At 57.4% G+C, this 25187-nt stretch carries 27 protein-coding genes; 19 read left to right on the forward strand and 8 right to left on the reverse strand.

Translation table 11 applies throughout. From position 1 onward, the window contains the following. Positions 1–125 precede the first annotated feature (125 nt). From AC2FLZ_RS15040 to selD, 6 genes are read left to right on the forward strand one after another with little or no spacing between them, the layout of a single operon-like run. Positions 126–485 (forward strand): Na+/H+ antiporter subunit C, encoded by a 360-nt coding sequence (locus tag AC2FLZ_RS15040; protein WP_209503290.1) that lies wholly within the window; start codon positions 126–128, stop codon positions 483–485. Continuing rightward, positions 482–2026, forward strand: coding sequence for a monovalent cation/H+ antiporter subunit D (locus AC2FLZ_RS15045; protein ID WP_480473522.1), 1545 nt, complete (start codon positions 482–484; stop codon positions 2024–2026). The genes AC2FLZ_RS15040 and AC2FLZ_RS15045 overlap by 4 nt, the downstream gene beginning before the upstream one ends. Further along, complete coding sequence (locus tag AC2FLZ_RS15050) at positions 2026–2523, forward strand: Na+/H+ antiporter subunit E (RefSeq protein ID WP_480473523.1); 498 nt, start codon at positions 2026–2028, stop codon at positions 2521–2523. Before AC2FLZ_RS15045 ends, AC2FLZ_RS15050 begins: the two co-directional genes overlap by 1 nt. After that, on the forward strand, positions 2520–2789 hold the full coding sequence (locus AC2FLZ_RS15055; protein WP_209503286.1) for a K+/H+ antiporter subunit F: 270 nt from the start codon (positions 2520–2522) through the stop codon (positions 2787–2789). Before AC2FLZ_RS15050 ends, AC2FLZ_RS15055 begins: the two co-directional genes overlap by 4 nt. 7 nt (positions 2790–2796) lie before the next feature. Further along, positions 2797–3183: a Na+/H+ antiporter subunit G gene (locus AC2FLZ_RS15060; RefSeq protein WP_480473524.1), complete on the forward strand. Its 387-nt coding sequence runs from the start codon at positions 2797–2799 to the stop codon at positions 3181–3183. 5 nt (positions 3184–3188) lie between these two features. Continuing rightward, the gene (gene selD, locus AC2FLZ_RS15065; protein WP_496882361.1) at positions 3189–5348 is read left to right on the forward strand and encodes a selenide, water dikinase SelD; all 2160 of its coding nucleotides are present in this window, start codon (positions 3189–3191) and stop codon (positions 5346–5348) included. Here selD and mnmH read toward each other — a convergent pair. Together mnmH and AC2FLZ_RS15075 are read right to left on the reverse strand one after the other, a co-directional pair. Then, positions 5339–6391, reverse strand: coding sequence for a tRNA 2-selenouridine(34) synthase MnmH (gene mnmH / locus AC2FLZ_RS15070; RefSeq protein WP_496882362.1), 1053 nt, complete (start codon positions 6389–6391; stop codon positions 5339–5341). The two genes, selD and mnmH, sit on opposite strands and share 10 nt — an antisense overlap. 37 nt (positions 6392–6428) lie before the next feature. After that, on the reverse strand, positions 6429–7094 hold the full coding sequence (locus AC2FLZ_RS15075) for an SOS response-associated peptidase (protein ID WP_496882363.1): 666 nt from the start codon (positions 7092–7094) through the stop codon (positions 6429–6431). Between the two features lie 55 nt (positions 7095–7149). On the opposite strand from AC2FLZ_RS15075, the gene AC2FLZ_RS15080 reads away from it, so the two are divergent. Then, positions 7150–8802, forward strand: a complete 1653-nt coding sequence (locus tag AC2FLZ_RS15080) for a tetratricopeptide repeat-containing sulfotransferase family protein (protein WP_496882364.1) — start codon at positions 7150–7152, stop codon at positions 8800–8802. 64 nt (positions 8803–8866) lie between these two features. Here the strand turns inward: AC2FLZ_RS15080 and AC2FLZ_RS15085 are convergent, their stop codons facing one another. Beyond that, entirely contained in the window at positions 8867–10444 is a 1578-nt protein-coding gene (locus AC2FLZ_RS15085) for a bifunctional metallophosphatase/5'-nucleotidase (protein WP_480553861.1), read from the reverse strand. A gap of 107 nt (positions 10445–10551) precedes the next feature. Here AC2FLZ_RS15085 and AC2FLZ_RS15090 point away from each other — a divergent pair, with 107 nt between their 5' ends. The 4 genes from AC2FLZ_RS15090 to arsC are packed head-to-tail and all read left to right on the forward strand — an operon-like array spanning position 10552 to position 12711. Continuing rightward, complete coding sequence (locus AC2FLZ_RS15090) at positions 10552–10890, forward strand: DUF952 domain-containing protein (protein WP_480473530.1); 339 nt, start codon at positions 10552–10554, stop codon at positions 10888–10890. Continuing rightward, the gene (locus AC2FLZ_RS15095) at positions 10887–11318 is read left to right on the forward strand and encodes a DUF1330 domain-containing protein (protein ID WP_480492875.1); all 432 of its coding nucleotides are present in this window, start codon (positions 10887–10889) and stop codon (positions 11316–11318) included. The genes AC2FLZ_RS15090 and AC2FLZ_RS15095 overlap by 4 nt, the downstream gene beginning before the upstream one ends. Beyond that, positions 11315–12373 carry a quinone-dependent dihydroorotate dehydrogenase gene (locus AC2FLZ_RS15100; protein ID WP_496715691.1) on the forward strand — a complete coding sequence of 353 codons (1059 nt, stop codon included), beginning with the start codon at positions 11315–11317 and terminating at the stop codon, positions 12371–12373. The genes AC2FLZ_RS15095 and AC2FLZ_RS15100 overlap by 4 nt, the downstream gene beginning before the upstream one ends. Beyond that, complete coding sequence (arsC, locus tag AC2FLZ_RS15105) at positions 12370–12711, forward strand: arsenate reductase (glutaredoxin) (protein WP_496882365.1); 342 nt, start codon at positions 12370–12372, stop codon at positions 12709–12711. Before AC2FLZ_RS15100 ends, arsC begins: the two co-directional genes overlap by 4 nt. On the opposite strand, the gene AC2FLZ_RS15110 is transcribed toward arsC, so the two are convergent. Genes AC2FLZ_RS15110 through AC2FLZ_RS15120 form a run of 3 tightly spaced genes read right to left on the reverse strand, consistent with a single transcriptional unit; the run spans position 12708 to position 14966 of the window. Beyond that, positions 12708–14024 (reverse strand): MATE family efflux transporter, encoded by a 1317-nt coding sequence (locus AC2FLZ_RS15110; RefSeq protein WP_496882366.1) that lies wholly within the window; start codon positions 14022–14024, stop codon positions 12708–12710. The genes arsC and AC2FLZ_RS15110 overlap by 4 nt on opposite strands. Before the next feature lie 2 nt (positions 14025–14026). Then, entirely contained in the window at positions 14027–14545 is a 519-nt protein-coding gene (locus AC2FLZ_RS15115) for a PaaI family thioesterase (protein ID WP_480473536.1), read from the reverse strand. A gap of 1 nt (position 14546) precedes the next feature. Continuing rightward, positions 14547–14966: a PaaI family thioesterase gene (locus AC2FLZ_RS15120; RefSeq protein ID WP_480473537.1), complete on the reverse strand. Its 420-nt coding sequence runs from the start codon at positions 14964–14966 to the stop codon at positions 14547–14549. A 115-nt stretch (positions 14967–15081) separates the two neighbouring features. Between AC2FLZ_RS15120 and AC2FLZ_RS15125 the strand changes: the two genes are divergently transcribed. From AC2FLZ_RS15125 to AC2FLZ_RS15160, 8 genes are all read left to right on the forward strand, one after another. Then, positions 15082–15450: a MerR family transcriptional regulator gene (locus AC2FLZ_RS15125; protein WP_480553865.1), complete on the forward strand. Its 369-nt coding sequence runs from the start codon at positions 15082–15084 to the stop codon at positions 15448–15450. A 270-nt stretch (positions 15451–15720) separates the two neighbouring features. Beyond that, complete coding sequence (locus AC2FLZ_RS15130) at positions 15721–16122, forward strand: MerR family transcriptional regulator (protein ID WP_209503256.1); 402 nt, start codon at positions 15721–15723, stop codon at positions 16120–16122. Between the two features lie 42 nt (positions 16123–16164). Then, positions 16165–17946, forward strand: a complete 1782-nt coding sequence (locus tag AC2FLZ_RS15135) for an acyl-CoA dehydrogenase C-terminal domain-containing protein (protein ID WP_480517685.1) — start codon at positions 16165–16167, stop codon at positions 17944–17946. A gap of 55 nt (positions 17947–18001) precedes the next feature. After that, positions 18002–18214 carry a hypothetical protein gene (locus tag AC2FLZ_RS15140; RefSeq protein WP_209503252.1) on the forward strand — a complete coding sequence of 71 codons (213 nt, stop codon included), beginning with the start codon at positions 18002–18004 and terminating at the stop codon, positions 18212–18214. Positions 18215–18493: 279 nt separating this feature from the next. Next, entirely contained in the window at positions 18494–19132 is a 639-nt protein-coding gene (locus AC2FLZ_RS15145) for a glutathione S-transferase family protein (RefSeq protein ID WP_480473540.1), read from the forward strand. An 11-nt stretch (positions 19133–19143) separates the two neighbouring features. Beyond that, positions 19144–20355, forward strand: coding sequence for an acetyl-CoA C-acetyltransferase (locus tag AC2FLZ_RS15150; RefSeq protein WP_496882367.1), 1212 nt, complete (start codon positions 19144–19146; stop codon positions 20353–20355). Then, complete coding sequence (locus AC2FLZ_RS15155) at positions 20355–20843, forward strand: cupin domain-containing protein (RefSeq protein ID WP_480473542.1); 489 nt, start codon at positions 20355–20357, stop codon at positions 20841–20843. The genes AC2FLZ_RS15150 and AC2FLZ_RS15155 overlap by 1 nt, the downstream gene beginning before the upstream one ends. Next, positions 20836–23037: a 3-hydroxyacyl-CoA dehydrogenase NAD-binding domain-containing protein gene (locus tag AC2FLZ_RS15160; protein ID WP_480625054.1), complete on the forward strand. Its 2202-nt coding sequence runs from the start codon at positions 20836–20838 to the stop codon at positions 23035–23037. Before AC2FLZ_RS15155 ends, AC2FLZ_RS15160 begins: the two co-directional genes overlap by 8 nt. Before the next feature lie 56 nt (positions 23038–23093). Here the strand turns inward: AC2FLZ_RS15160 and AC2FLZ_RS15165 are convergent, their stop codons facing one another. Together AC2FLZ_RS15165 and AC2FLZ_RS15170 are read right to left on the reverse strand one after the other, a co-directional pair. After that, positions 23094–23867, reverse strand: coding sequence for a Hint domain-containing protein (locus AC2FLZ_RS15165; protein ID WP_496882368.1), 774 nt, complete (start codon positions 23865–23867; stop codon positions 23094–23096). 268 nt (positions 23868–24135) lie between these two features. Beyond that, positions 24136–25071: a DMT family transporter gene (locus tag AC2FLZ_RS15170; RefSeq protein ID WP_496882369.1), complete on the reverse strand. Its 936-nt coding sequence runs from the start codon at positions 25069–25071 to the stop codon at positions 24136–24138. Between the last annotated feature and the right edge of the window lie 116 nt (positions 25072–25187).

Consider the following 25187-nt stretch of genomic DNA (forward strand, 5'->3'; position numbering starts at 1 on the left):
ATGCTGGCGCTCGACAGCCTGTCCCGCTTTGCATGGCAACCCGGAATGGCACAGGAATTTCCGATGGATATCAACCCTCTGCGGGACTCTCCACCGGAACAAGAACAAGAGAAGGAGCAGGCCTGATGGAAGCGCTCGTAGCCTCTGCCGTCGGTATCTTGACCGCTGCCGGAATATTCCTGATCCTGCGCCGCCGGACGTTCCCTGTTATTCTGGGCCTGTCGCTGATTACTTACGCGGTCAACGTGTTCCTGTTCGCGACCGGGCGCCTTGCGCTGAACGCCCCCCCGGTTCTGAACAAATACAAGGACGTCGCTTATACCGATCCTCTGCCACAGGCGCTGGTGCTGACCGCAATTGTGATTTCCTTTGGGATGACCGCAGTGATCGTGATGATCTCGCTCAGCGCGTACCTGTCCTCCAAGGATGACCATATCGACATGACAGCGCAGGACAGCGTAGATGCAGCAGGAGAAGACGCATGAACCACTGGATCGTTGCGCCGATCGTCCTGCCCGCGATCCTGGCTCCGTTTAACATCATGGTCCTGCGATACCATCTGGATTTGCAGCGCATCTTTTCGGTTGCCGGTGTTGTAGCCCTGTTGGGTATCGCCTTGACGATCACGGCACAGGCCTCGGGCGGAGATATTCAGGTATACGAGCTTGGCAACTGGCCTGCCCCGTTTGGCATTGTCATGGTGCTGGATCGAATGTCAGCCATGATGGTTTTGCTGACAGCTCTGCTTGCCCTGCCGATTGTGCTTTACGCCATTGCAACAGGCTGGGACAACCGGGGCAAGCATTTCCACGCCCTGTTCCATTTTCAGCTTATGGGTGTCTGCGGCGCTTTCCTGACCGGAGATGCCTTTAACCTTTTCGTGTTTTTCGAAGTTCTGCTGATCGCCTCTTATGGCCTGATGACCCATGGTGGCGGTGCGGTGCGGTTGAAGGCGGGTGTGCAATATGTCGCTTACAACCTGTTGGGATCGACTTTGTTCCTGTTTGCTTTGGGCACGATCTATGGCGTGACTGGGACACTGAACATGGCAGATATCGCCTTACGGGTAGCAGAAATCCCGGCCGAGGATACGGCATTGCTGCGGGTTGGCGCGGTTCTTTTGCTGCTGGTCTTTTGCATCAAGGCCGCCGTTCTGCCCCTGCATTTCTGGCTACCTGCCAGCTACGCCAATGCGCCAATGCCCGTCGCGGCCCTGTTTGCAATCATGACCAAGGTCGGGGCTTATTCGATTCTGCGGATGTTCACACTGGCCTTTGGCCCCGATGTCGCCGCAACACAGGGACTGGTGGGTGCGTGGTTGCAACCTGCTGCACTTGTCACTTTGGCTGTCGGGGCTATCGGCATTCTGGGGTCAAAACACATCGCCCGCATGGTGGCGTTCTGCGCGATTGCATCCATGGGCACCCTGTTGATCGCAATCTCGCAATTCACGCCTGATGCAACAGCCGCGGCACTGTACTATGTGTTCCATTCGACACTGGCGACAGCCCTGCTATTCCTGGTTGCCGATCTGGTGATGGCGCGGCGCGGCGGGGCCATCGCACCAACGCCACCCATGCCGCAAAGCGGGCTGGTGTCCGCGCTGTTCTTCGTGGGGGCGATTGCGATGGCGGGGATGCCGCCCTTGTCCGGCTTTATTGGCAAGCTGCTTGTGCTGGACGCCTCGCGCGATGCTTCGGATGCCACGACGGTCTGGGCCGTGATTCTGATCGGCTCGTTCGTCACAATAATCGGGTTGGCCCGAGCCGGAACTTTGATTTTCTGGAAAAGTTACGACACTCAGGCTGTTCCGATAGCTGAGCCAGCGGAAAATGAAGCTGCCCCTGCACCGGTCGCACCTGAACCGCAACCCGGTCTGGCCTTTACTGCCGTGTTTGGCGCCGTAGCCGGCCTGATCCTGCTGACATTGTTCGCGGGTCCTGCGCTGGAATATACAAGCCAAACCGCAGGGCAGCTGTTTATGCCTGAAAACTACATCTCTGCCGTATTGGGAGGGGCCGAGTGATGAAACTGCTACACCGGATTTTTCCGCACCCGCACCTGACCATTTTGTTGACGATCGTCTGGATTCTGCTGGCCAACAGCCCGTCACTGAATTCTCTGGTCTTTGGCCTGATCCTTGGAATCATCATTCCCTTCGTCACACAACCTTACTGGCCCGACAGGCCCAAGCTGCGCAACTGGCCCATGGTCGCCGAATACATGATCGTGGTGCTGTGGGATATTGTCGTTGCAAATATGACGGTGGCCCGGATCGTCCTCTTCAAACGCAATGAAGACCGGCGGCCCAACTGGGTTAGCATTCCGCTGGAGCTTCGGACACCCGAGGCCATAACCGTGCTGGCCGGAACCATCACGATGACGCCCGGCACCGTCAGTTGCGACCTGTCGGCACAGGGGCACAATCTGCTGGTTCATTGCCTGGACGCGCCGAACCCGGATCAGGTGCGCGACGAAATCAAGCAACGCTATGAACGTCGCCTGAAGGAGATTTTCGAATGATCGAATACGCAATCTACTTTGCATTTGCCTGTTTCGGCGCGGCGATCATGATGTGTCTGTGGCGGATAATTACCGCGGACGGCGTTGGGACCCGGGTTCTGGCTCTGGATACGATGGTCATCAATACGATTGCCCTGATGATCCTTTATGGCCTGTCGAAAGGGACCGAGATTTTCTTCGAAGCGGCGATGATCATCGCGATGCTGGGCTTCGTCTCAACCGTGGCTTATGCACGCTTCATGCTGCGCGGCAACATCATCGAATGAGGGCGATATGACATTCCTTGCAGAGCTGCTGATCGCCGTTTTCCTGATAGTCTCGGGTATCTTCGGGTTTGTCGGGTCCTTCGGCATGATCAAGTTGAATGACCCTATGTCGCGCCTTCACGCGCCGACCAAAGCGACAACTTTGGGTGTGGGCGGGGTGTTGCTGGCTTCGATCACCCATTCCGTTCTGCTGGAAGGCAAACTGTCGCTACACGAGCTTCTGATCACGCTGTTTCTATTCCTGACGGCTCCGATCACGGCCCTGTTCATTGCAAAATGGCACATTCACCGTCATGAACTGCCCAGCGACCTGCCCGATGCTGGCGAGGATGAGCTCTGGGCCACCCACGCGGTCGAGCAGGTCGAGGATGTTCCGGACCACAGCGCGAATTAACACAAATGCACACATCTCCGCTGCCCCTGACCCGTGATCTGGTTTTAATTGGCGGCGGCCACACCCATGCCCTGCTGCTGCGCAAATGGGGAATGAACCCTTTGCCCGGCGCGCGGGTAACCGTGATCAACCCCGGCCCCACTGCCCCCTACTCAGGAATGTTGCCCGGATATGTCGCCGGTCATTACGACCGGTGGGAGTTGGATATCGATCTTGTCAGATTGGCCCGTTTCGCAGGTGCACGTGTGATCTTGGGTGCGGTCAGTGGCATCGACACCGAAACACATGAAGTGCACGTCCCCGGGCATCCTCCGGTAGGCTTCGATGTGGCTTCGGTCAATGTAGGGATCACGTCGGACATGCCCGCCCTGCCGGGCTTTGCGGAACATGCAGTGCCAGCCAAGCCGTTGGGACCTTTTGCTGCGAAATGGGCCGAGTATCTAAAGGGTCAAGGGCCGGCCTCGGTCGCTGTGATCGGCGGCGGCGTCGCGGGCGTCGAACTGGTCATGGCGATGGCGCACGCGTTAAAGGCCAGGGGGCGGGCGGCACAGATTACCCTGATCGATAGTGCCTCGGCCCTGACTGCAACCAAACCCAAGGCGGCGGCAACAATCCGGATTGCAATGCATGATCTTGGCGTGGAGGTGATCGAAAACACGGTGATCACCCGGATCGGGCAGGATCACGTGGAACTACAGGACGGGCGCACAATTCCGGTTGGTTTCGTGACCGGTGCCGCCGGAGCCCGCGCCTATGACTGGATCGCAAATACAGGGCTTGACCTTCAGGACGGATACATCCGCGTGAACAGCTACCTGCAATCCAGTGATCCGGCTGTGTTTGCCGCCGGGGATTGCGCCCATCTTTCGGAAAACCCCAGACCGAAGGCTGGCGTCTATGCGGTGCGCGAAGCGCCGGTTTTGTTCGATAATCTGCGCGCAGCGCTCGGCGCGGGACGGATGCGAAAATACACACCGCAAAAAGACTATCTCAAACTGATCTCACTAGGTGGCAAGTCTGCACTGGCCGAGCGTTTGGGAACATCGTTCAGCGGCCCGTTGATGTGGGCCTGGAAGAACCATATCGACCAGAGTTTCATGAAAAAGTTTCGCGACCTGCCGCGAATGACACCGCCCGCCCTGCCACGCGACCGGGCCGCTGGGCTTGATGGGGTTTTGGGTGAAAAGCCCATGTGCGGAGGATGTGGAGCAAAGGTCGGGCGCGACGCATTGCAAATCGCCCTGAAATCCCTCCCCGCCCCTACTCGTACCGACGTCGCTACCTTGCCCGGCGACGATGCCGCGCTATTGCAAACGGGCGGGGCGCAGCAAGTCATGACGTCCGACCATCTGCGGGCTTTCACCAACGATCCCGCACTGATGACGCGTGTTGCCGCGGTTCACGCCCTAGGGGATATCTGGGCCATGGGGGCCGCGCCTCAGGCGGCCACGGCAACGATCATCCTGCCGCGCATGTCCGCCCCCCTGCAAAGCCGCACAATGTCCGAAGTCATGTCAGTCGCGAGTGACGTCATGCGCGCTGCGGGCGCAGAAATCGTGGGCGGGCACAGTTCAATGGGCGATGAGATGACTGTTGGTTTCACGCTGACTGGCCTGTGTGAGGCTACCCCGATTACATTGGCGGGCGGGCAGCCGGGAGATCGCCTGATCCTGACCAAACCCTTGGGAAGCGGAGTTCTGATGGCAGCGGAAATGGCCGGTCTTGCCGAAGGGGCCTGGGTCGCGGCAGCCTACAAACATATGACACAGCCGCAGGGCGATGCAGCCCGCATTTTGGCCAACGCCCATGCGATGACCGACGTGACCGGGTTTGGTCTGGCCGGGCATCTGCAAGGCATCTGCGACGCATCGCATTGCGGCGCCATGCTTGATCTGGACGCTGTAAAGGTTATGGACGGTGCTCTTGCGCTGACGGATCAGGGGGTCCGGTCAACGATTTTTGCTGACAACAGCGAGATTGCGCCCAATCTTCCGTCCGGGGGCAAGGCGGCGCTGCTTTTTGATCCGCAATCAGCCGGGGGCCTGCTGGCCGCCGTGAATGCGAAGGACGCCGATACTCTTCTGCAAGATCTTCTGGACGCGGGATATCCGGCAATGATCATTGGCCAACTGACCAGCACACCCGGCTTGCGCATTCACAGCTGATCCAGCAGGCTTTCAATTTGCGCGGCCGCGTTGCTCAGCCCCGCATTGTCCAAAGTTGCGATATTGAGATTGGCCAACACCTGTACCGGGCGGGATTGCCGGGACTTGGTGTATGCGGGATCATAATGCTGTTCCATCAACGCCTGTGTCAGCGCCTGTTTTTCATCCGCATCAATCAAGCGCAGCCACCCGTCCACGACCTCATGCCCGCGATGGAACCGCAGCGGTGATAACCGGTCCCGCAATCGGTCACTGTCAGACAGAATGTCGTCATAAGCCCGCACCAGATAGGCCGAACGTGCTTCAATCGAAGCCGTAATGCTCACGCGCGGAGCCTTACACAACGCGTTCCAAAGGCTGGGTGGCAGAATCAAGCTGCCAATTTTGGAGGATTCCGCTTCGACCACGACTGGACGCGCCGGGTTCATTGCGCACAGCGCAGCGGACAGAGCAGATTCAAACCCCTTTTGGCTGGGCTGCCCCCCAGGCCTTTCGCCCAGCAAGGACCCGCGATGGTTGGCCAGCGCTTCAAGGTCCAGAACCTGTACACCTCGTGCGTGCAACAGAGCCAAAAGATCGGTTTTTGCGGTGCCCGTGTAGCCATCCAGCGCGATCAGCCGATGTGGCAAGGGATCATCGTACAAATAAGCGTTCACCAATCGACGGTAGGTACGATAGCCGCCCTCAACAACTTCCGCGCGCCAACCGATTTGCTGCAACATCCATGTGAATGATCCGGAACGCTGTCCACCGCGCCAGCAATAGACCAAGGGGCGCCACGCTCCGTCATGATGGCTGAGGTGGTGTTCGATGTGATTGGCTGCATTGCGGAACACCAAAGCAGCGCCCAGCTTGCGCGCCGGAAAGGGGCTGTCCTGTACATAAATGGTTCCGACCCGGGCGCGTTCCTCGTTGTTCAGCACAGGCAGGTTTATTGCACCCGGTAGATGATCTTCGGCAAACTCGGCAGGGCTGCGAACGTCGATCACGGTATCATACCCGTGCGCGTAAAGTTGGGTCAGGTCAGGAAATTTCAGAGCCATGCCGAAGGTTTAGCTTGCTGCGTTTCTAAAGAAAAGGTCACGCGTCATAAGGTTCGATCAGCTCTGGCCCGCTGGCCCGGTTCGAGTTCACCACAGGACTGACCCGGTGGAAGGTCAGCACATCCTCGTGCCCCGGCTGCATCAGCTGCGCGGCCCCTTTTCCGGCTTCACCCAACCACAATGGCCAGTCTTCGGGTTCTACGATCAAGGGCATTCGCTGATGAATGACCTCAAGCCTTTTGTTGGTAGCCGTCGTCACGATTGCACAGGTGCCCTGCCGTTCACCTTCAGGACCCCAGTCCTGCCAGACCCCGGCAAAAGCAATCGGAGCTTTGTCCTGACGGTGGATATACCAGGGCAGGCGCGTTCCCTGTTTCGTTTTTGTCCATTCATAGAACCCGGTCGCTAAGATCAGACAGCGGCGTGTCCGGCAAGCATCGCGAAAGGCGGGCTTGTCCGCCAGGGTCTCGGCCCGGGCGTTGATCAGCAACGGCCCCGCTGTTTCGGTCTTGTACCAATGCGGCAGGAATCCCCACCGCAGCGCGTCCAGATGGCGCCCTGTTTCGCCACTACGCACGACATGTACCTGATTTGTCGGACAAACATTGAAATTCGGCACCGCAGGCAGAGCGTTTGCCGGGCGAGCCGAAAACAGCTGCGCCATTGCGTCGTTGGGAAGAGTTATTGCAAACCGTCCGCACATGGGTAATGAACCACCGATACATTCTTGATACAGGCACAGGATTTCACGGGGTCACATGGAAAACCAGACAACGCAATCCCTTAAGAGCAAAGCACTGGCCCTTCTGGAAGCAGGCAAGCTGCCGCAAGCTTTGAAAAAGGCCCAGTTGGGTGTCAAGAAATTCCCAAAAGACTCAGATTATCATGCCATCGCCGGCTTTGTCTTGACCGAGATGAAGCAATACAAGAAATCAATTCCGCATTTTGTTGAAGCCTCGCGGATGAAACCGGACGACCTGCAGTTTGTCGAAAACCTGGCGAATGCATTGATGCAGACCGGGCAAATTCCCAAGGCCCTGGAATATACCGAACAAAAGCTGGAGCAATTCCCCAACAACCAGGAATTGAACCGCGTGCTGGATGAAATTCACCTCAAAGGCACCAACTGGCGCATGATGATCGAACATGCGAGCAGGAAGCTGGAGAGCGATCCAGACAATGTGGACCTACTTGCTAAACGTGCCAGAGCTTACGCCAATATCGGCTTTGACGATGAAAACTCGCGGGATGTCGCCCGCGCCTACGAGCTGGACCCCGAGAACACAAAAATTGCCCTTATAAAATCTGTAGACCTTCACCAAACCGGCGAAAAGAACGAGTCCAAAGCAATACTGAGGCGCATTCTTCAAAACGAACCCGAGCATGTGTCGGCTTTGCTGCAATTATCGGCAATGGCAACTACAGAGGAAGCTCCGGAGCTGCTGGAAGCCGTAAATAAAGCCATCTCCGAAAAGGGAGAGGATAAGCTGGAACTCCAGTTCGCCAAGGCGCATTTGATTTCAAAGTTAGACGGTTTGAATGCCGCCATGCCGCATTACGCGCGGGCCAATGATATTCAGCACCAAGGCAACCCTTATGTCTCGGCCGATGAAGAGGAAAAGCTGTTCCGGATCACCAGCTTGTTTCCCGTTGATGCCGAAGCACCAGAGTCCGGCTTTGCCGAGGGGCCGAAACCGATCTTCGTATTGGGTCAACCCCGCTCGGGCACGACATTGATGGAAATGATGTTGAGTTCAGCCCCCGGAATATCCGGTTGCGGTGAACTGACTTTGGGGGCGGACCTGTCGCGTGAATATGAGAAAAAAGGCATGAAGTACGACGTTGCCAAAGCGTCCGAACTCGCGCGGGAATTCCTCGAATTGATGCCGCCCATTCCAGGCGACTCTGTCGCCTTTGTCGACAAGATGCCGCACAATTATCAACGTATCGGCTTCCTTCTGTCTGCCTTCCCAAGGGCAAAGATTATTAACATGCTGCGCGATCCGCGTGATGTTGGATTGTCCAAATGGATCAGGTGTTTTCCTGCCGGTGGAATGCGCTATGCCTCGAATATGCAGGCCATCGCCCATTCGGCAAATATGTATCGTCGCTACATGGCACATTGGGATGCCGTGTTCGGCAATCGTATTCTGACGGTGCCTTACGAAGAACTGGTGGCAGACCCGAAAACTTACAGCCAGCAGGTCGCCGCGTTCTGCGATTTGGAGTGGAACGAAACGATGATGCACCCTGAAAAGAACACGAAACAGGTGCGCACGGCCAGCATTGATCAGGTGCGCAGCAAGATCTCGACCAAGTCTATCGGAGGCTGGCGCGAGGTTGCCGAGCATATCAAGCCGATGCTCGACGGGATCGACCCCGAGCTCTGGCCCGAGTACGATTTCAGCTGAACGGTTACAAAACAAAAAAAGCCGCATCACAGGAATGCGGCTTTTGTCTTTGTCGTAAACCCAGTTATTTCTGTTTGATACGCCCGTCGACATAGGGCTGATAGGGCGCATTTTCCGCCAGGTATTCTGCGGTTACATCCGCAAGGTCCGGGCCGAAGTCATAGGCGTTCTTGTCGTCGCCTTCGAACATCTCGTACCCGTCACCGCCGTTGCGGACAAAGTTGTTGGTGACGACAAGGTAAGTCTTGTTCGGGTCGATCGGTATAAAACCGTCACCCTCGGCAACCATCACCTCGCTGACGCGTCCTTCGTTCGGCGCAACGCTTGGGTCCCAGGTAAAGCTAAGACCAGCGACCTGCGGGAAACGACCTTTCACTTCTTCCACCTGACTAACGCCATTCTCCAGCGCGTCAATGACACCCTGTCCGCTGATTTCGAAGGTCGACAATGTGTTCTGGAAAGGTAGTACAGCCAGAACTTCGCCCATGGTTACATCGCCAGGGTCGATGGACGCCCGCAACCCACCCGAGTTGGCAATGGCGATCTGAACGCCCTGATCCGCCACGCGCGCCAGCATCGCATCGGCGACCAGGTTGCCCATCTGGCATTCCTGCACGCGGCAAATAGAGCGATCCCCTTCAACAGCTTCCGCAGCGCTTGCAACGACCTTGTTACGGATTTCATCCAAAGGCACCGCCAGTTCCGCAATCCTGTCCAGCGCGGCCTGATCCTCGGTTACTGCGTTGTCCATGATCAAAGGCTCGCCAACTGCCTCGACCACTTTGCCGTCGTCATCGAAAGTGACGTTCAACTCGCCCAGAAACTTGCCATAGGCATAGGCCTGAACGATCTGTACGCCGTTTACCACCGTTGGGTACGGACCTGCCGCCTTATCCGACACATTCGAAAGATACGTATTTGAATGTCCGCCGACGATCACATCAACGCCGGTCGTTTCTTGCGCGACGCGCTGATCGACGCCATAGCCGGAGTGGCTGAGAACGATGATCTTGTTAACGCCCTCACCCGTCAGTTTATCGACTTCGGCCTGCACGGCTGGCACCGGGTCCGAGAACGTGACGTTGGGGCCGGGCGAGGCAAGCTCATCCGTGTCGATTGGGGTCAGACCGATCAGGCCGATCTTTTCGCCGCCCACCTCGATAACAGTCGATTTCTTGATCCTGTCCGTCAAAAGCTCTTCGTCGCGAATATCAGCGTTGGACATCAGGACCGGGAAGTCGACCGAGTCGATGAACCCCCGCAACACTTCGGGGCCGTCATCAAACTCGTGGTTGCCAACGGTCATGGCGTTATAGCCCAGCTTGTTCATGAACTCGGCCGCGACCTTGCCCTTGTAGTAGGTATAGAAAAGGGACCCCTGGAACTGGTCACCTCCATCCACCAGAATCGAGTTTTCTGCGCGCTCGCGCGCATCGGCAACTGCCGTAACAAGGCGCGCCGAGCCGCCAAAGCACTTACCTTCCGCATTGTCTTCCGCACCGCATCCGCTGTCGTATTTGTTGATCGGCTCAAAGCGCGAATGGAAATCGTTGGTGTGCAGAATTGTCAGCTTGTAGTCGGCTGCTGCGACGCCCGCAGTCAGGCCCACCACCGCAACCGAAGTTAAAAATCGGGTCAACATCTTGGAACTCCCTATTATTATTGCCGGGGATCGTGCGCTTATGTCGACTGAGAGTCAAAGGAGAAATCCAGCTTGATTCCAAGCGCCGTGCGGGGCATCAGGTCATCATGCTGATCTACAAGATTTTCCGAACCGACGAATGGGCTGAACTGCAAAGTCTGGGCGCCACAGACGGAGCACCCATTGACGTGTCAGACGGGTTTGTTCACTTTTCCACCGCTGAACAAGCGGCTGAAACCGCCGCCAAGCATTTTGCCGGCGTTGAAGGGCTTACACTGTTGGCATGTGATGCCGACGCCATGGGCGATGACCTGAAATGGGAAGTGTCGCGAGGAAACGCCCTGTTTCCGCATCTGTATCGTCAGATCAGGTTAAGCGATGTTGTCTGGGCGCGTCCGCTGCCTTTTGTCGGTACGGCACATCGGTTTCCCGAGGACATGGCATGACATCCTATGTCGATCCGGATCGCGCCCAGTTCGAGGCGTTCAAGGCCCTGGACCGCGACCAGCCGATCGAGATGCTCAATCTAGTGAAGTTCCGCGCCGAGGCGCAGTATCCCAGTTCGCATGAATTGGCCGGCGCAGGGCTGACCGGGGCGCAGGCCTATCAGAAATACGGGACTGAAACCGCCGCAATCATTGGCCGTATCGGGGCAAGCATCCTGTGGCGGGGTGTATTTGAAACGACTCTGATCGGACCGGCTGATGAGGTATGGGATGCCGTCTTTATCGCACGCTATCCGACTGCATATGCGTTTCTGGAAATGGTGACTGACCCGGTGTACCGGGCAGCGGTGGTCCATCGGCAGGCTGCGGTAGAAACCTCGCGCCTGATCCGGTGCGGATCAAGCAAAAGCGGGAAAGCGTTTGGATGAAACTGACCGAGAAGTTCGGGCTTGCGGCCCTGCATTGCATGGACCCCGAGACCGCCCACGGAATGTCGATCAGGGCTTTGAAGGCGGGGCTTGCGCCTGCGCCGGGGCCGGTGGCAACGCCGCGCCTGAAAACCAGCCTTGCAGGTTTGGACCTGCCTAACCCGGTAGGATTGGCCGCGGGCTTCGACAAGAACGGTGAGGTTCTGACGCCGCTGTCACGCGCAGGATTCGGCTTCATCGAAGTCGGTGCCGTCACACCGCGCCCCCAACCGGGAAACCCCAAACCCCGCCTGTTTCGCCTGACCGAGGACAAAGCGGCGATCAACCGTTTTGGCTTCAACAACGAAGGCATGGAGGTGATGGCAAAACGGCTTGCTGATCGCCCCAAGAATGGGGTGATCGGCCTGAATCTGGGCGCCAACAAGGACAGCGAGGATCGCGCAGGTGATTTCGTCAAGGTGCTGGCGCATTGTGCCGCGCATCTGGATTTTGCCACGGTCAACGTGTCATCCCCGAATACGGAAAAGCTGCGGGATTTGCAGGGCAAAGCAGCGCTGAGCGCACTTTTGAACGGTGTGATTGAAACCCGGGATGCGCTGCCTCGCCCGCTGCCCATCTTCCTGAAAATCGCGCCGGACCTGACCGATGCCGAGTTGCAGAACATTGCCGAGGTTGCGCGCGAGACCCGTGTGGATGCCGTGATCGCCACCAACACCACCCTGTCACGCGACGGGCTGCGCAGTTCGCACAAAGGTGAAACCGGCGGGCTGTCCGGCGCACCGCTGTTCGAGAAATCAACACGTGTTCTGGCGCGGCTCAGCCAGTTGACCGGGGGTGACATTCCCCTGATCGGCGTCGGTGGCATCAGCAATGCAGAACAGGCCTATGCCAAGATCTGCGCCGGGGCATCTGCTGTGCAGTTCTATACGGCGATGGTGTATGGCGGCATTTCTCTGGCGGCGGACATTGCGAACGGGCTGGATGAACTACTGGCCCGCGACGGCTTTGAGAATGTAGCCCAAGCCGTCGGCAGCAAACGAGAGGACTGGCTATGATCGAATATTGGCACAACCCGCGCTGTTCAAAATCCCGCGCGGGTCTTGCATTACTGGAAGAGAATGGCGCACGGGTCAAGGTGCGCAAATATCTTGAGGATGCACCATCAATCGATGAGCTGCGAGCGGCACAATCCGCCTTGGGGCTTTCGCCCGTTGAGATGATTCGTACCGGAGAATCTCGGTTCAAGGAACTGGGGCTGACAAAGGCTTCGCCAGACGACGCCCTGATCCGGGCCATGGCTGAAAACCCGATCCTGATTGAGCGTCCGCTTGCAATTGCGGGGGATAAGGCCGCCATAGGGCGTCCGCCGGAAAACCTTCTTGCGCTGCTCTAGGCCACCTGCGCCTCGAGCTTGGGATAGCGCCATCCCAAAGTCACGCCACGTGCTATATTAAGCACCATCAACGCGGCCCACAGGCCGTGGTTTTCGAAACTTGGCACCAGAATGAACAGCGCAACCAGATAGATAGCGACCGATTGGAACATCGCGCTACGCATGGCGCGGGTCCATGTAGCACCTATGTAGATGCCGTCAAACATCCAGCTTGCCACGCCTATAACGGGTGCCAACGCGGCCCAGATAAGAAACTCGCGCCCGGCCTCGCGCACCTGCGGCGATGTTGACATGAGGTCGATCAACGCCGGTCCGGCGACAAAGAAAACCACACCCAGTAACAGGGCACCGCCAACACCCCATTGCGATGTCATGACAGACGCGCGGCGCACCTGATACCTGTCTCTGGCACCCACCGCGCTTCCGACTAGCGCCTCGGCGGAAAAGGCAAACCCGTCCAGCGCAAAAGCTGTGATTTCTAGAAACTGAAGCAAGACCTGATTGGCCGCCAGATTGACATCACCCAGATCGGAACCGACGAAAAGAAAGGTCGTGAAGGATCCGGTTAGCAAAACCGACCGGATCATGATATCGCCGTTGACCTGCAACATCCGTTGCAGCCGAACGGCATCAGATATGCGGGCCCAGTCACGCCAGGTTCCGTCTTCGAACCCATCCCGACACAGCCAAAGGCCCAGCGCCAGACCTGTCCATTCCGCAATCAAAGTGGCAATGGCAACCCCTTCGACACCCCAGCCGAGACCAAGCACGAACCATAGATCCAGAACGATGTTCAATCCGTTCATCCAGACCTGAAGAACAAAAACCCCGCGCGTGCGTTCAACCGCAATCAACCATCCGGTAACCGCATAAAGCGCGATAGTGGCAGGCGCGCCCCAAATTCGAATCTCAAGATAGGCGTGGGCCAGCGTTTCGACCTCGGGACTTGCCGGAGATAAAGCGAACGCACCCGCGAACACAGCCACTTGGGTGAGGATAAAGAACAACCCGGCCGCGCCGCCAAGCATCAGACCACGCATCAGCAAAGCGCGGGTTTCAACAGCGTCGCCTGCCCCGCGTGCCTGCGCCGCCATCCCGGTGGTTCCCATCCGCAAGAAGCCGAAGATCCAGTAGATCGTTGACAGGATAACTGCGCCGATCCCGACCGCCCCGATAGGCGCAGCCTGCCCTAACTGACCGACAACGCCGGTATCCACTGCCCCCAGAATCGGGACCGTGGCGTTCGACAGGACAATCGGCACCGCGATCTTCAGCACCCGTCCATGCGTGATGGGCGCCGAGGCGTCCTGCATGGTCAGCTCTTGTCTCTGGCAGGTTGCGGCATCAAGAAATGCCCGGAGGCCTGCGCAAACAGTTTCGCATGATTGTCCTGCCAGGCTTCAACCCGTACCGAGGCGTAACGCCGCCCGGACCGGCTGATAAACGCCCTCGCATAGGCGTCTCGCGGCAAGCCGGAACGCAGATAGTCAACGGTAAAGTCGATCGTCTTCGGAAACCGGATGCTTTCGTCTGACACGATGGCATCTGCATCGATCTCACCGTTTTCTATACTTGGGAATATGTGTTCCCAGCTCAGAGTGATAACGGCTGTCACCTCCAAAAAGGCAGCGGTTACGCCGCCATGAATTGCAGGCAGAAACGGATTGCCGATCAGCTTGTCATCGAAATTCAAAACGCCGGTCAGCTCATCCCCGCGCCTGTCGAAACTGATGTTCAGAAAACGGATATACGGTACGCCGTCAACAAGCGCGCGTAGGGCTGCATCGCGGCGCTGCTTGACCACCTGCATCGGCTCGGGACGAGGTCTTGGCATATTACTTCCCTTCAACCGTAAAAGAGCCCGAGGCAGTCGCCACAGGCAGATCCGTGTCGTTGTCCATTGCGGTGGCCCGCACGAAGGCAACGTTTCGCGTGATATGATGACAGACGGCATGCGCAGTAATCGTCTGACCTGGCGTCGCCGCGCGCATATAGTCTATCCGCAGATCGATTGTTGCGGTTCCTCCGGGGGCCGACGGGTGGCTCATCACCGCAGCACCACAACAGGTGTCCAGGATCGTGGATATCGCCCCCCCATGAATCACCCCTGTACGCGGATCCCCGATCAGGTCTTCGTTGTAGGGCAAGGTTATCTCAGCCTCACCTTCGCCGATCTGCGTGAGCGTAAGGTTCAATGCCCGCGCATGGGGGATCGCCTCGATAAACTGGCGGGCTAAAACTGTCTTATCGACCATGGGTATGCGTCCTGTTCTCTGCACCGCCTTTATGAGCCGGTGTTCCGGAAAAGAGCAAGCCTGCCTGTTGCGCTTGGGATCGGGACCGCCTAGGTTGCTGACGAGGAGACCGGGAATGTCCAACAACCGTTTGTCATTCAAAGAAATGTGCGCCAAGTTCGACGTGACACCGCGCACCCTGCGCTACTACGAATATATCGAGCTTTTGCAACCGGACCGCGAAGGGCGTTCGCGCTTTTATGGGGCCCGGGAATGCGCGCGGATGAAACTTATCATGCGCGGCCGAAAGTTTGGTTTTCCTCTAGAAGAGATTCGCCAATGGCTACTGATCTATGAAGATCAGGGAAACGAGGCCCAGATGGCCACCTTTGTCGAAATGGCGGACCGCCAGATGAGTGAGCTTCAGCAGCAGCGACAGCAGCTGGATGAGGCAATGGACGAACTCAAAAGCCTGCGCGACCAAACGGCCAAGTCGCTGGAATAACCTTTTCCGATATTTCATAGCCAAGCATTGCAGGTGGCAGAACCTGTCAAAGCCGGTGCGCATCCCCTTCCCCGCACCCGTTTGTTCATGCCGGAAATCAGTTGACGCGACGGTAACAAAATTACGTCGGAAACCGCTTACGTGCACGGATGTTACGTCAACTAAAAAGTGACGCAGCGTCTGGATTACGTAAACGTCACTCACATGTTGTAAAGCACCCACCAACTGCGCAACTCATGTCTCATGACGCCAGTGACGAGAGTATGACGAATGACCGAAGATGTGATGACCATTCGCGAGATGTGCGAGACCTATGATGTCACACCACGCACCTTGCGGTTCTATGAGGCAAAGGAACTACTGTTCCCGATCCGCGAAGGCCAAAAACGTCTGTTCACCAAACGTGACCGGGCGCGGCTGAAGCTGATCCTGCGCGGAAAAAGATTTGGGTTCAGCCTCGAGGAAATTCGACAGCTGCTGGATCTCTACCATGTGGGCGATCAACAGGTCACCCAGATGAATCGCACTTATGAAATCGCGTGCGAACGTCTGGCTGACATGGAATCGCGCCGCGAAGAGCTGACGCAGGCCATCGACGATCTGAAAGAGCAGTTGCGCTGGGGCGAGAAAGTCATCGCCTCAATGAAACAGGAAAAGAAGGCGGCCGAGTAACCTCGCCCTGCTTTCCGGACATATGAATTAAGGGAGCTTCACATGCCCGTTTACAACGCGCCAACCAAAGACATGCAGTTCATTCTGCACGATGTTCTGAAAGTCTCGCAGTCGGACATCCCCGGCTATGATGAACTGGAGGCCGAATTCACCGGCGCAGTTCTGGAAGAAGCAGGCAAGGTTGCCGCCAACGTCCTGCATCCTTTGAACGTTGTTGGTGACACCGAAGGGTGCCGGTTGGAAAACGGCATTGTGTACACACCTACCGGGTTCAAAGACGCGTTCGAGCAGATGAAGGAAGGTGGCTGGACTGGCCTCGACATGCCGGAAGAGTATGGTGGCCAGAACATGCCCTACGTGATCGGCACAGCCGTAGGAGAGATGTTCTCGGGCTCCAACCAGGCTTTCACCATGTATCAGGGCCTGACCCATGGCGCAGCCTCGGCCATTCTGGCGCACGGGACAGACGAGCAGAAGAACAAATACCTGCCCAACATGGTCAGCTGTGAATGGACCGGCACCATGAACCTGACCGAACCGCATTGTGGCACCGATCTGGGCCTGATGCGTACCAAGGCAGAACCGCAGGGTGATGGCAGCTATAAGATTTCCGGCCAGAAGATCTTTATCTCGGCCGGCGACCACGACATGGCAAACAACATCATCCACCTGGTGCTGGCCAAGATCCCAGGTGGCCCCGAGGGCATCAAAGGCGTGTCGCTGTTTATTGTGCCCAAATTCATTGTGAACGAAGACGGCAGCCTGGGCGAACGCAACGGTGTATCGGTCGGAAAGATCGAAGAGAAAATGGGCATCCACGGCAACTCGACCTGCGTCATGAACTATGACGAAGCCACCGGCTGGCTGCTGGGCGAAGAGCACAAGGGCATGCGCGCCATGTTCACCATGATGAACGAAGCGCGTCTGGGTGTGGGCATGCAGGGCCTGTCGCAAGCCGAAGCGGCCTATCAGAACGCTCTGGAATACGCCAAAGACCGTTTGCAGGGTCGCGATGTGACCGGTGTCAAAAATCCGGATGGTCCGGCCGATCCTCTGATCGTGCATCCTGACATCCGTCGCAACCTGATGGATCAGAAAAGCTTTACCGAAGGCGCACGCGCGTTCATCCTTTGGGGCGCGACAATGATCGACAAGGCGCACCGCGCGGGAGACAAGGATGCAGACGGGCTGATCTCGTTGCTGACTCCGGTCATCAAAGGCTTCCTGACCGACGAAGGTTACGACATGACCGTTCAGGCGCAGCAGGTCTATGGTGGCCATGGCTACATCGAAGAATGGGGTATGTCACAATACACCCGCGACGCCCGCATCGCGATGATCTACGAAGGCGCAAATGGCGTTCAGGCGCTTGACCTTGTGGGTCGCAAACTGGCGCAGGATGGCGGCAAACACGTCATGGCCTTCTTCGAGATGGTCAAAAGCTTCTGCAAAGAAAACGGCGGCAAGGACGAAGCTTACGATAAAGCCTTCATCGAACCGCTGAAGGCCGCGTCCAAGGATCTTCAGGCCGCAGGCATGTATTTCATGCAGGAAGGCATGAAGAACCCGAATAACGCACTGTCCGGGTCCTATGACTTCATGCACATGTTCGGCCATGTTTGCCTGGGTCTGATGTGGGCGCAGATGGCCAAGGCCGCGCAGAACGCTCTGGACAGTAATGCGTCGGACAAAGAGTTCTACGAGACCAAGATCAACACCGGTCGCTTCTACATGGCGCGCCGCCTGCCAGCGACAGCGATGCATCTTGCGCGCATTCAGACCGGTGCGGACACGGTAATGGCACTAGACGCGGCGAACTTCTGAACTCAGTCTGGGTCCGGGCAACACCGCCCGGACCCAGCTTACCGGAGGAGACCAAATGCCAAAACGTTTTCGCCTGACCCGCCGCTTTCCGGTTGCGATGACTGAAGATGGGTATCGCAAACTCAAAGCGTTCGCGCGGGATGCTGGTCTGGACGAAGGCGAGGCGCTGTCTTTCTTGTTCGAGAATTTCAACAGCGTGATTGATGAGGAGAACCTGACCCACCGCCTACGCATCTTCAATTCCGAACTTGAGGCACGGAAGAGGTGAACTGCTGCGGAGAAAACTCAACGGCGCCTTTAATTTGAATGCCGGACGCCTCCGGCGGGAGTATTTGTGAAAAGATGAAGCGGCGATGCGTCCCTGCCACCGGGCGCACTCGCCATCAGGACAGGAACGACTTCACCTTTTGCGGTCATCGGCTCTCCAGCCTGTACTGCACGACCACTGAATACGAAGATGGTTGATGAAAGGTTACCTACTGCCCTTCATCTTTTCAAAAATACTCAAATCCGGCCTAGCCAAATGCGCCTTGGGAGGGGCGAGCACATGACCATCAAACTTCATTGCTTCGGAGAAAGTGGAAACAGCTACAAAGCTGCTTTGGCTCTGGAAATGTCCGGATTGGAGTGGGAACCGGTCTTTGTCGATTTCTTCAAAGGTGTAACCCGCACGCCGGAATATCGTGCTGATGTAAACGAGTTGGGTGAGGCACCTGTTCTTGTCGATGGAGATTTTCGCACCAGCCAATCCGGTGCGATTCAGGCCTATGTCACAGAGAAATCCGGCAAGTTCGGTGGCAAGGACCGGGAAGAAAACTACGATATTCTGCGTTGGGTTTTGTGGGACAATCACAAACTCAGCTCCATGGCTGGTTTGACGCGGTTCCTGATCAATTTCCTACCCGAGCAGCACCGCAACCCCGATGTCATTGCATTCAACAAAGGACGTTTGAAGGCGGCTTATGAGATCCTGAACAACCACCTGGACGGCCGCGACTGGATCGTCGGCGACGGCGTGACCAACGCCGACCTTAGCTGCTGCGGCTATCTGTATTACCCTGAACCATTCGGTTTTGACCGTGCCGACTGGCCCCATATCGACGCCTGGCTGACCCGCTTGTCCGAACAGCCCGGCTGGAAACACCCCTATGACCTGATGCCCGGCAACCCGTCGGATCGAGCTTGAGGAGAAGACCCATGACCGAAGCCTATATCTATGACGCCCTGCGCACGCCGCGCGGCAAGGGCCGCAAGGATGGCAGCCTGCACGAGGTAACCTCGGTGCGCCTGTCCGCCCTGACCCTGAACGCGGTGAAAGAGCGCAACAACCTGGAAGGTCACGCTGTCGAAGACGTGATCTGGGGAAACGTCACGCAAGTGATGGAGCAAGGCGGCTGTCTGGCGCGCTCGGCCGTTCTGGCGTCCGACCTCGACCAGTCGATCCCAGGTCTGGCGATCAACCGTTTCTGCGCCTCGGGCATGGAAGCCGTGAACTTGGCCGCAAACCAGGTGAAAGGTGGCGCGGGCGATGCCTATATTGCAGGCGGTGTCGAGATGATGGGTCGCGTGGCCATGGGCAGCGACGGTGCAGCAATCGCTGTTGACCCCTCGCTGGCGATGGAGACCTATTTCGTACCTCAGGGCATCTCGGCCGACATCATCGCGACCGAATATGGGTTTACCCGTGATGACGCGGATGCGCTGGCGGTTGAATCGCAAAGGCGTGCTGCGGAAGCATGGGCCGACAACCGGTTTGAAAAATCCGTGATCACCGTCAAGGATCAAAACGGTCTGACCATTCTGGACCGCGACGAATACATGCGTCCAGGCACCGATATGCAGAGCCTCGGCGCCCTGAACCCGTCATTCGCAATTATGGGCGAACAGATGCCTGGCTTCGACAAGGTTGCGATGCTGAAATACCCCCATCTTGAGCGCGTGAATCACATCCACCATGCCGGCAACAGCTCGGGCATCGTCGACGGAGCCGCTGCTGTTCTGATCGGCAACAAGGAATTTGGCGAGAAATACGGCCTCAAGCCGCGTGCCCGCATCAAAGCGACCGCCAAGATCGGCACAGATCCGACCATCATGCTGACTGGTCCGGTTCCGGTGACCGAGAAGATTTTGGCCGACAATGGCATGAAGATCAGCGATCTGGACCTGTTTGAAGTGAACGAGGCCTTTGCCTCGGTCGTGCTGCGTTTCCAGCAGGCATTTGATGTCGACCCTGCACTGGTCAACGTCAACGGCGGTTCGATCGCGATGGGTCACCCGCTGGGTGCCACGGGTGCGATGATCATCGGTACGCTGCTGGATGAGCTTGAGCGTCAGGACATGGAAACCGGTCTGGCCACGCTTTGCATTGCATCCGGCATGGGTGCGGCAACCATTATCGAGCGCGTCTGATGCCCAAGCTGGATCTTTCTCAGATCCCGTTTCAGGGCGGCTCGGCCTATCCCGGCAAGCTGGCCGAAGCGACCGCAGGTCGCTTCGGCCAGCGGGTGGGCGATGCAGGCGGGCTGACCCAATACGGGGTCAACATCGTGCGGCTGGAACCGCAGGGCCTGTCCTCGCTGCGCCATTACCACATGAAGCAGGACGAGTTTGCCATCATCCTCACCGGCTCGTGCACGCTGGTCGATGATGATGGCGAGCACGAGATGCAGCCCGGCGATTGCGCTGCCTGGCCCGCAGGTGAGGCCAACGGCCATCATCTTGTGAACAAGACCGATGCGCCCATGACCTTTCTGGTGGTGGGCACACGGACCCCGACCGAGACCGGCTATTACAGCGACATGGACATGATGGTGAAGGTTGATGAGAACGGATTCTCCTTCACACGCAAAGATGGCAGCCCGCTGACGGCTGACCAGATTGGAGATGACAATGACTGATTTCACTCTGAGCAAAGACGCAGACGGCGTCGCCACGATCACCTGGGACGTGCCCGGGAAGACCATGAACGTGATGTCCTTTGATGGGCTAGCAGAATTGAGCGATTGCATCGATCAGGCGCTGGCCGACGATGAGGTGAAAGGCATCATCGTTACTTCGGGCAAGGAAGGGTCATTTGCGGGCGGCATGGATCTGAACCTGCTGGCGGTGATGAAAGAACAGGCGGGCGACAATCCGGCCAAGGGTCTGTTCGAGGGAACGATGAAAATGCACGCCCTGTTGCGCAAGATCGAACTGGCTGGCATGGACCCCAAGAACAAGAAAGGTGGCAAGCCGATTGCTACAGTTCTGCCGGGGACCGCTGCGGGCATCGGTATGGAACTGCCGCTGTCCACCCATCGTATCTTTGCGGCTGAAAACCCAAAGGCGAAGTACGGCCTGCCCGAGATCATGGTCGGCATCTTCCCCGGTGCGGGCGGCACCACCCGCATGGTCCGCAAAGTTGGCGCCATTGCCGCGGCTCCGCTGTTGCTGGAAGGCAAGATGCTGGACGTCAAGAAAGCCAAGGGCGCAGGCTATATCGACGAGATTGCAGCCGATCCAATGGCAGCAGCCAAGGAATGGGTGCTGAACGCCAAGGACGCCGATCTGGTCAAGCCATGGGACGCGAAGGGTTATAAGATGCCCGGTGGCGCCCCCTATCATCCTGCGGGCTTCATGAACTTCGTTGGCGCGTCGGCGATGGTGAACGGCAAGACCCAAGGGGCTTTCCCGGCAGCCAAGGCTCTGCTGAGCGCGGTTTACGAAGGCGCTCTGGTGGATTTCGACACCGCGCTGAAAATCGAAGCGCGCTGGTTCACGTCCGTGCTGATGAACCCTTCGTCAGGTGCGATGATCCGGTCGCTGTTCCTGAACAAGGAAGCGCTGGAAAAAGGCGCCGTGCGCCCCGCCGGTGTCCCGGATCAGTCGGTCAAGAAGATCGGTGTTCTGGGCGCGGGCATGATGGGGGCTGGTATCGCCCTGGTTTCGGCGCAGGCCGGTATGGAAGTGGTTCTGATCGACCGCGACCAGGAGGCTGCAGACAAAGGCAAAGCCTATACCGATACCTATCTCGACAAAGGCATGAAGCGCGGCAAGGTCACGGCTGAGAAAAAAGAGGCCATGCTGGGTCGCATCACCGCGACGCCGGATCTGGACAACCTGAAAGGGTGTGACCTGATTATCGAAGCCGTCTTTGAAGACATGGGCGTCAAGGCTGAGATGACCAAGAAGGTCGAGGCGATTATCCCCGAAGACTGCATCTTTGCGTCGAACACCTCGACCCTGCCGATCAGCGATCTGGCCAAAGCCTCGGTGCGGGCTGACCAGTTCATCGGCATCCACTTCTTCTCACCGGTCGAAAAGATGTTCCTGGTCGAGATCATCAAGGGCAAGGAAACCGGTGATCGTGCAGTGGCCAAGGCGCTGGACTATGTGCGTCAGATCCGCAAGACCCCGATCGTGGTCAACGATGCGCGTTTCTTCTACGCAAACCGCTGCATCATTCCATACATCAACGAAGGTGCGCGCATGGTCACTGAAGGCGTCAGCCCCATTTTGATCGACAACGCCGCGCGGCAATTGGGTTTCCCGGTCGGTCCGATCCAGCTGACCGACGAAACCTCGATTGATCTGGGTGCCAAGATCGCCCGCGCGACAAAGGCGGCGATGGGCGATGCCTATCCGGAAAGCCCCTCGGACGATTTGATCTTCTGGATGGAAGAACAGGGCCGTCTGGGTCGCAAGGCGAACGCGGGTTTCTTCGACTATGACGAAAAGGGCAAGCGCGTCGAATACTGGAAGGGCCTGCAAGAGAAGTATCCGCTTGCCGATGACCAGCCTGACCTGATCGAAGTGCAGGAACGTCTGATGTTTGCTCAGGTTCTGGAAGCGGTCCGCGCACTGGAAGAAGGTGTTCTGGAAGACATCCGCGAGGGCGATGTCGGTGCAATTCTGGGCTGGGGGTTTGCCCCGTGGTCGGGTGGTCCGTTCAGCTGGCTGGACATCATCGGCACGCCCTATGCGGCCGAGCGTTGTGATCAATTGGCCGAGACATACGGCGAACGCTTTGCCTGCCCGCCGCTGCTGCGCGAGATGGCTGAAAAAGGTCAGAGCTTCTACGGTCGCTTCAACCCCGAAGCAAAAGCCGCTTAATCCAATGACGCGGGCGCATGTCATCATGCGCCCGCATCGTTCTTGTCAGTGTTTGGTTAGATCTGCCATTCGGGCCGCAGGAACAGAACCGGCGCGCTTGGGCGTCCCGGTCGACCCGGTCGCCTGACCCCAAATGGCGGGCGGATCGGAAATATCGGTTCCTGGGGAATGGGCGCAGGCAGCGCACCCAATGGGTTGGCAAGAGCCGACATATCGCCCCTGCTTAAAAGAGAATGGATCAAGTCGGAGGCAACCTCTTCGGTCGCGACTTCATACCGTGTTCCCGTAGTTGCGCCGCGCATGTTGAAGCGACCGGACGGGCAATAGGCCTGCAATCCGCCTTCGACAAAGATCACCTGATCATCATCAAAGAACAAGGAAAACACTTCAAAAGACGACCCCGGTGCCTGTGACGTCAGGCAACCGGCTCCGTTCAGCAAACGCGCGGGCACCACCGAAGGTCCATCGGCCTTGGCGTTGATCCGGGACAGGTTCAGCGCCATGCCCTGTTCGGGCATCAACCAGACAGCTCGCCCGTTATATGCAGCGTGGGCGGGCACGAGGACCGGCAGGAACTCGACCCGGCGTTCATCGGCCGGAATGACCACAACGCTTATTGAGATGCGCCGAACCTCTTTGAACCCATGATCGAGGGTTCGAACCAGATCACCTACCGCGATCCGTTCGACCGGCTTCCACCCTGCAGTCGTGGCGATCTTGGTGCCGTGCAAAAATCCGCCACGGCGCGCATTTACCGCCTGTTTTTTGTTGGTTCGATCAACTTCTGGCAGCTGATCCAGATAAACAGAAATACTTGTTACTTCGGACACGTGCCTTACCCCCTTTTGGCACAAAACGGTTATGCCAATGAGCTAACACCAAAAATTCTGCCCGTCACATTTCAGACATATTTGCGCCCATTTTTGACCAATTCCGCGTAATTACCGAGGGTTTTCGTGAACACTCCAGAAAGCTCACCGAGCATTTTTGCCATTTCTGAAACGAATGCCATTTGTCGATCCTCCGAATCCACGGCGTTTCACTGGATACGGAAATAACAAAACGGTCTGGCTTAGACGTACATACGACCCAATCGCGTCAGGCAACTTTTTGCTGGTCAGATGATCGGCTGGCGCGCCACCCCAGCAACAGACCCGCTGACGCAATCATAAGGATGCCCGAAATCTGAAAGACGCCAATGGTTTGTCCAAAGGCCACAAAAGCGAAAAGCGGGCCGAAAATCATGACAGAATACTCGAACACCGCCACATAAGACGGCTCGCCCACCTGATACGCCTTGATCAGCATGAAAACCGCGATTGTAGAACCGATAGCCTGAGTAACCAGCCACGGTATGGCAGGCCCCATATCCCAGACCCATCCACGCGTAACAAACCCCTCGGCACCGTCTGCCGTAACGACCGGCGAGATTGTCAGAAACGTGAGCCCCATCGCACCGGCCAAACCCAGCGTAATGACCATGACGGCCAGCATGGCCACAGTGCTTTCCTGAGAACAATGTGTACGTGTGAGGATCGAACTGAGGGCATAGAAAAACCCGGCCGCCACGGGCACCAACGTGCGCAGGTCAAAATCGCCGGGGTTTGGCTGAAGCACCAGAAGGATGCCAGTAAATCCAATCAGTACTGCCAGTATGCGCCACGGCCCTATTGGTTGCCTGAGCACCAGAGCGGAGATCAACAGCACAAAAATCGGTGAGGTGAACAACCCTGCCAGCGCCTGTGCAATAGGCATCATGGCAAGGGATGCAAAACAGAACAGCATTGCCGTGGTAATCAGAACGCTGCGCAAAATGACGGGACCCCACCGCACGGGCCTCAACCCGCCCAGCCCCAGAAACGACTGGCCAACTATCAGCGGCAGCATCAACAGTGCACGGGTCAGATGGAACTGCCACAGCCCGACGGTTTCGGCCAAAAGGATCACAACATTGTCGATGACGCCGATAATTGCCATGGCACTGACCATCAGGGCCGAAGCCAGCACAGCAGAAGATGAGGAATGCGCCTGCATGAAGTCGTGTCCTGATTGTGATCGTGGGCCGACAGTCTCGATCCTTTCGGGTATCCAGCACAATTCGCAATGACTGCGCAACAGGTTTGCGCCCTGCGATTTCACCATGCTAAGCT

This window comes from Ruegeria sp. YKSF131 (assembly GCF_059612645.1).

Coding starts and splice junctions, on each gene's coding strand:
- AC2FLZ_RS15045 (WP_480473522.1), top strand. CDS start 482: ATGAACCACTGGATCGTTGCGCCGATCGTCCTGCCCGCGATCCTGGCT.
- AC2FLZ_RS15100 (WP_496715691.1), top strand. CDS start 11,315: ATGAAACTGACCGAGAAGTTCGGGCTTGCGGCCCTGCATTGCATGGAC.
- AC2FLZ_RS15145 (WP_480473540.1), top strand. CDS start 18,494: ATGACCATCAAACTTCATTGCTTCGGAGAAAGTGGAAACAGCTACAAA.
- AC2FLZ_RS15050 (WP_480473523.1), top strand. CDS start 2,026: ATGAAACTGCTACACCGGATTTTTCCGCACCCGCACCTGACCATTTTG.
- AC2FLZ_RS15140 (WP_209503252.1), top strand. CDS start 18,002: ATGCCAAAACGTTTTCGCCTGACCCGCCGCTTTCCGGTTGCGATGACT.
- AC2FLZ_RS15060 (WP_480473524.1), top strand. CDS start 2,797: ATGACATTCCTTGCAGAGCTGCTGATCGCCGTTTTCCTGATAGTCTCG.
- AC2FLZ_RS15150 (WP_496882367.1), top strand. CDS start 19,144: ATGACCGAAGCCTATATCTATGACGCCCTGCGCACGCCGCGCGGCAAG.
- AC2FLZ_RS15120 (WP_480473537.1), bottom strand. CDS start 14,966: ATGGTCGATAAGACAGTTTTAGCCCGCCAGTTTATCGAGGCGATCCCC.
- AC2FLZ_RS15110 (WP_496882366.1), bottom strand. CDS start 14,024: ATGCAGGACGCCTCGGCGCCCATCACGCATGGACGGGTGCTGAAGATC.
- AC2FLZ_RS15040 (WP_209503290.1), top strand. CDS start 126: ATGGAAGCGCTCGTAGCCTCTGCCGTCGGTATCTTGACCGCTGCCGGA.
- AC2FLZ_RS15125 (WP_480553865.1), top strand. CDS start 15,082: ATGTCCAACAACCGTTTGTCATTCAAAGAAATGTGCGCCAAGTTCGAC.
- AC2FLZ_RS15085 (WP_480553861.1), bottom strand. CDS start 10,444: ATGTTGACCCGATTTTTAACTTCGGTTGCGGTGGTGGGCCTGACTGCG.
- selD (WP_496882361.1), top strand. CDS start 3,189: ATGCACACATCTCCGCTGCCCCTGACCCGTGATCTGGTTTTAATTGGC.
- AC2FLZ_RS15135 (WP_480517685.1), top strand. CDS start 16,165: ATGCCCGTTTACAACGCGCCAACCAAAGACATGCAGTTCATTCTGCAC.
- AC2FLZ_RS15080 (WP_496882364.1), top strand. CDS start 7,150: ATGGAAAACCAGACAACGCAATCCCTTAAGAGCAAAGCACTGGCCCTT.
- arsC (WP_496882365.1), top strand. CDS start 12,370: ATGATCGAATATTGGCACAACCCGCGCTGTTCAAAATCCCGCGCGGGT.
- AC2FLZ_RS15055 (WP_209503286.1), top strand. CDS start 2,520: ATGATCGAATACGCAATCTACTTTGCATTTGCCTGTTTCGGCGCGGCG.
- AC2FLZ_RS15090 (WP_480473530.1), top strand. CDS start 10,552: ATGCTGATCTACAAGATTTTCCGAACCGACGAATGGGCTGAACTGCAA.
- mnmH (WP_496882362.1), bottom strand. CDS start 6,391: ATGGCTCTGAAATTTCCTGACCTGACCCAACTTTACGCGCACGGGTAT.
- AC2FLZ_RS15095 (WP_480492875.1), top strand. CDS start 10,887: ATGACATCCTATGTCGATCCGGATCGCGCCCAGTTCGAGGCGTTCAAG.
- AC2FLZ_RS15130 (WP_209503256.1), top strand. CDS start 15,721: ATGACCGAAGATGTGATGACCATTCGCGAGATGTGCGAGACCTATGAT.
- AC2FLZ_RS15160 (WP_480625054.1), top strand. CDS start 20,836: ATGACTGATTTCACTCTGAGCAAAGACGCAGACGGCGTCGCCACGATC.
- AC2FLZ_RS15155 (WP_480473542.1), top strand. CDS start 20,355: ATGCCCAAGCTGGATCTTTCTCAGATCCCGTTTCAGGGCGGCTCGGCC.
- AC2FLZ_RS15115 (WP_480473536.1), bottom strand. CDS start 14,545: ATGCCAAGACCTCGTCCCGAGCCGATGCAGGTGGTCAAGCAGCGCCGC.
- AC2FLZ_RS15075 (WP_496882363.1), bottom strand. CDS start 7,094: ATGTGCGGACGGTTTGCAATAACTCTTCCCAACGACGCAATGGCGCAG.
- AC2FLZ_RS15170 (WP_496882369.1), bottom strand. CDS start 25,071: ATGCAGGCGCATTCCTCATCTTCTGCTGTGCTGGCTTCGGCCCTGATG.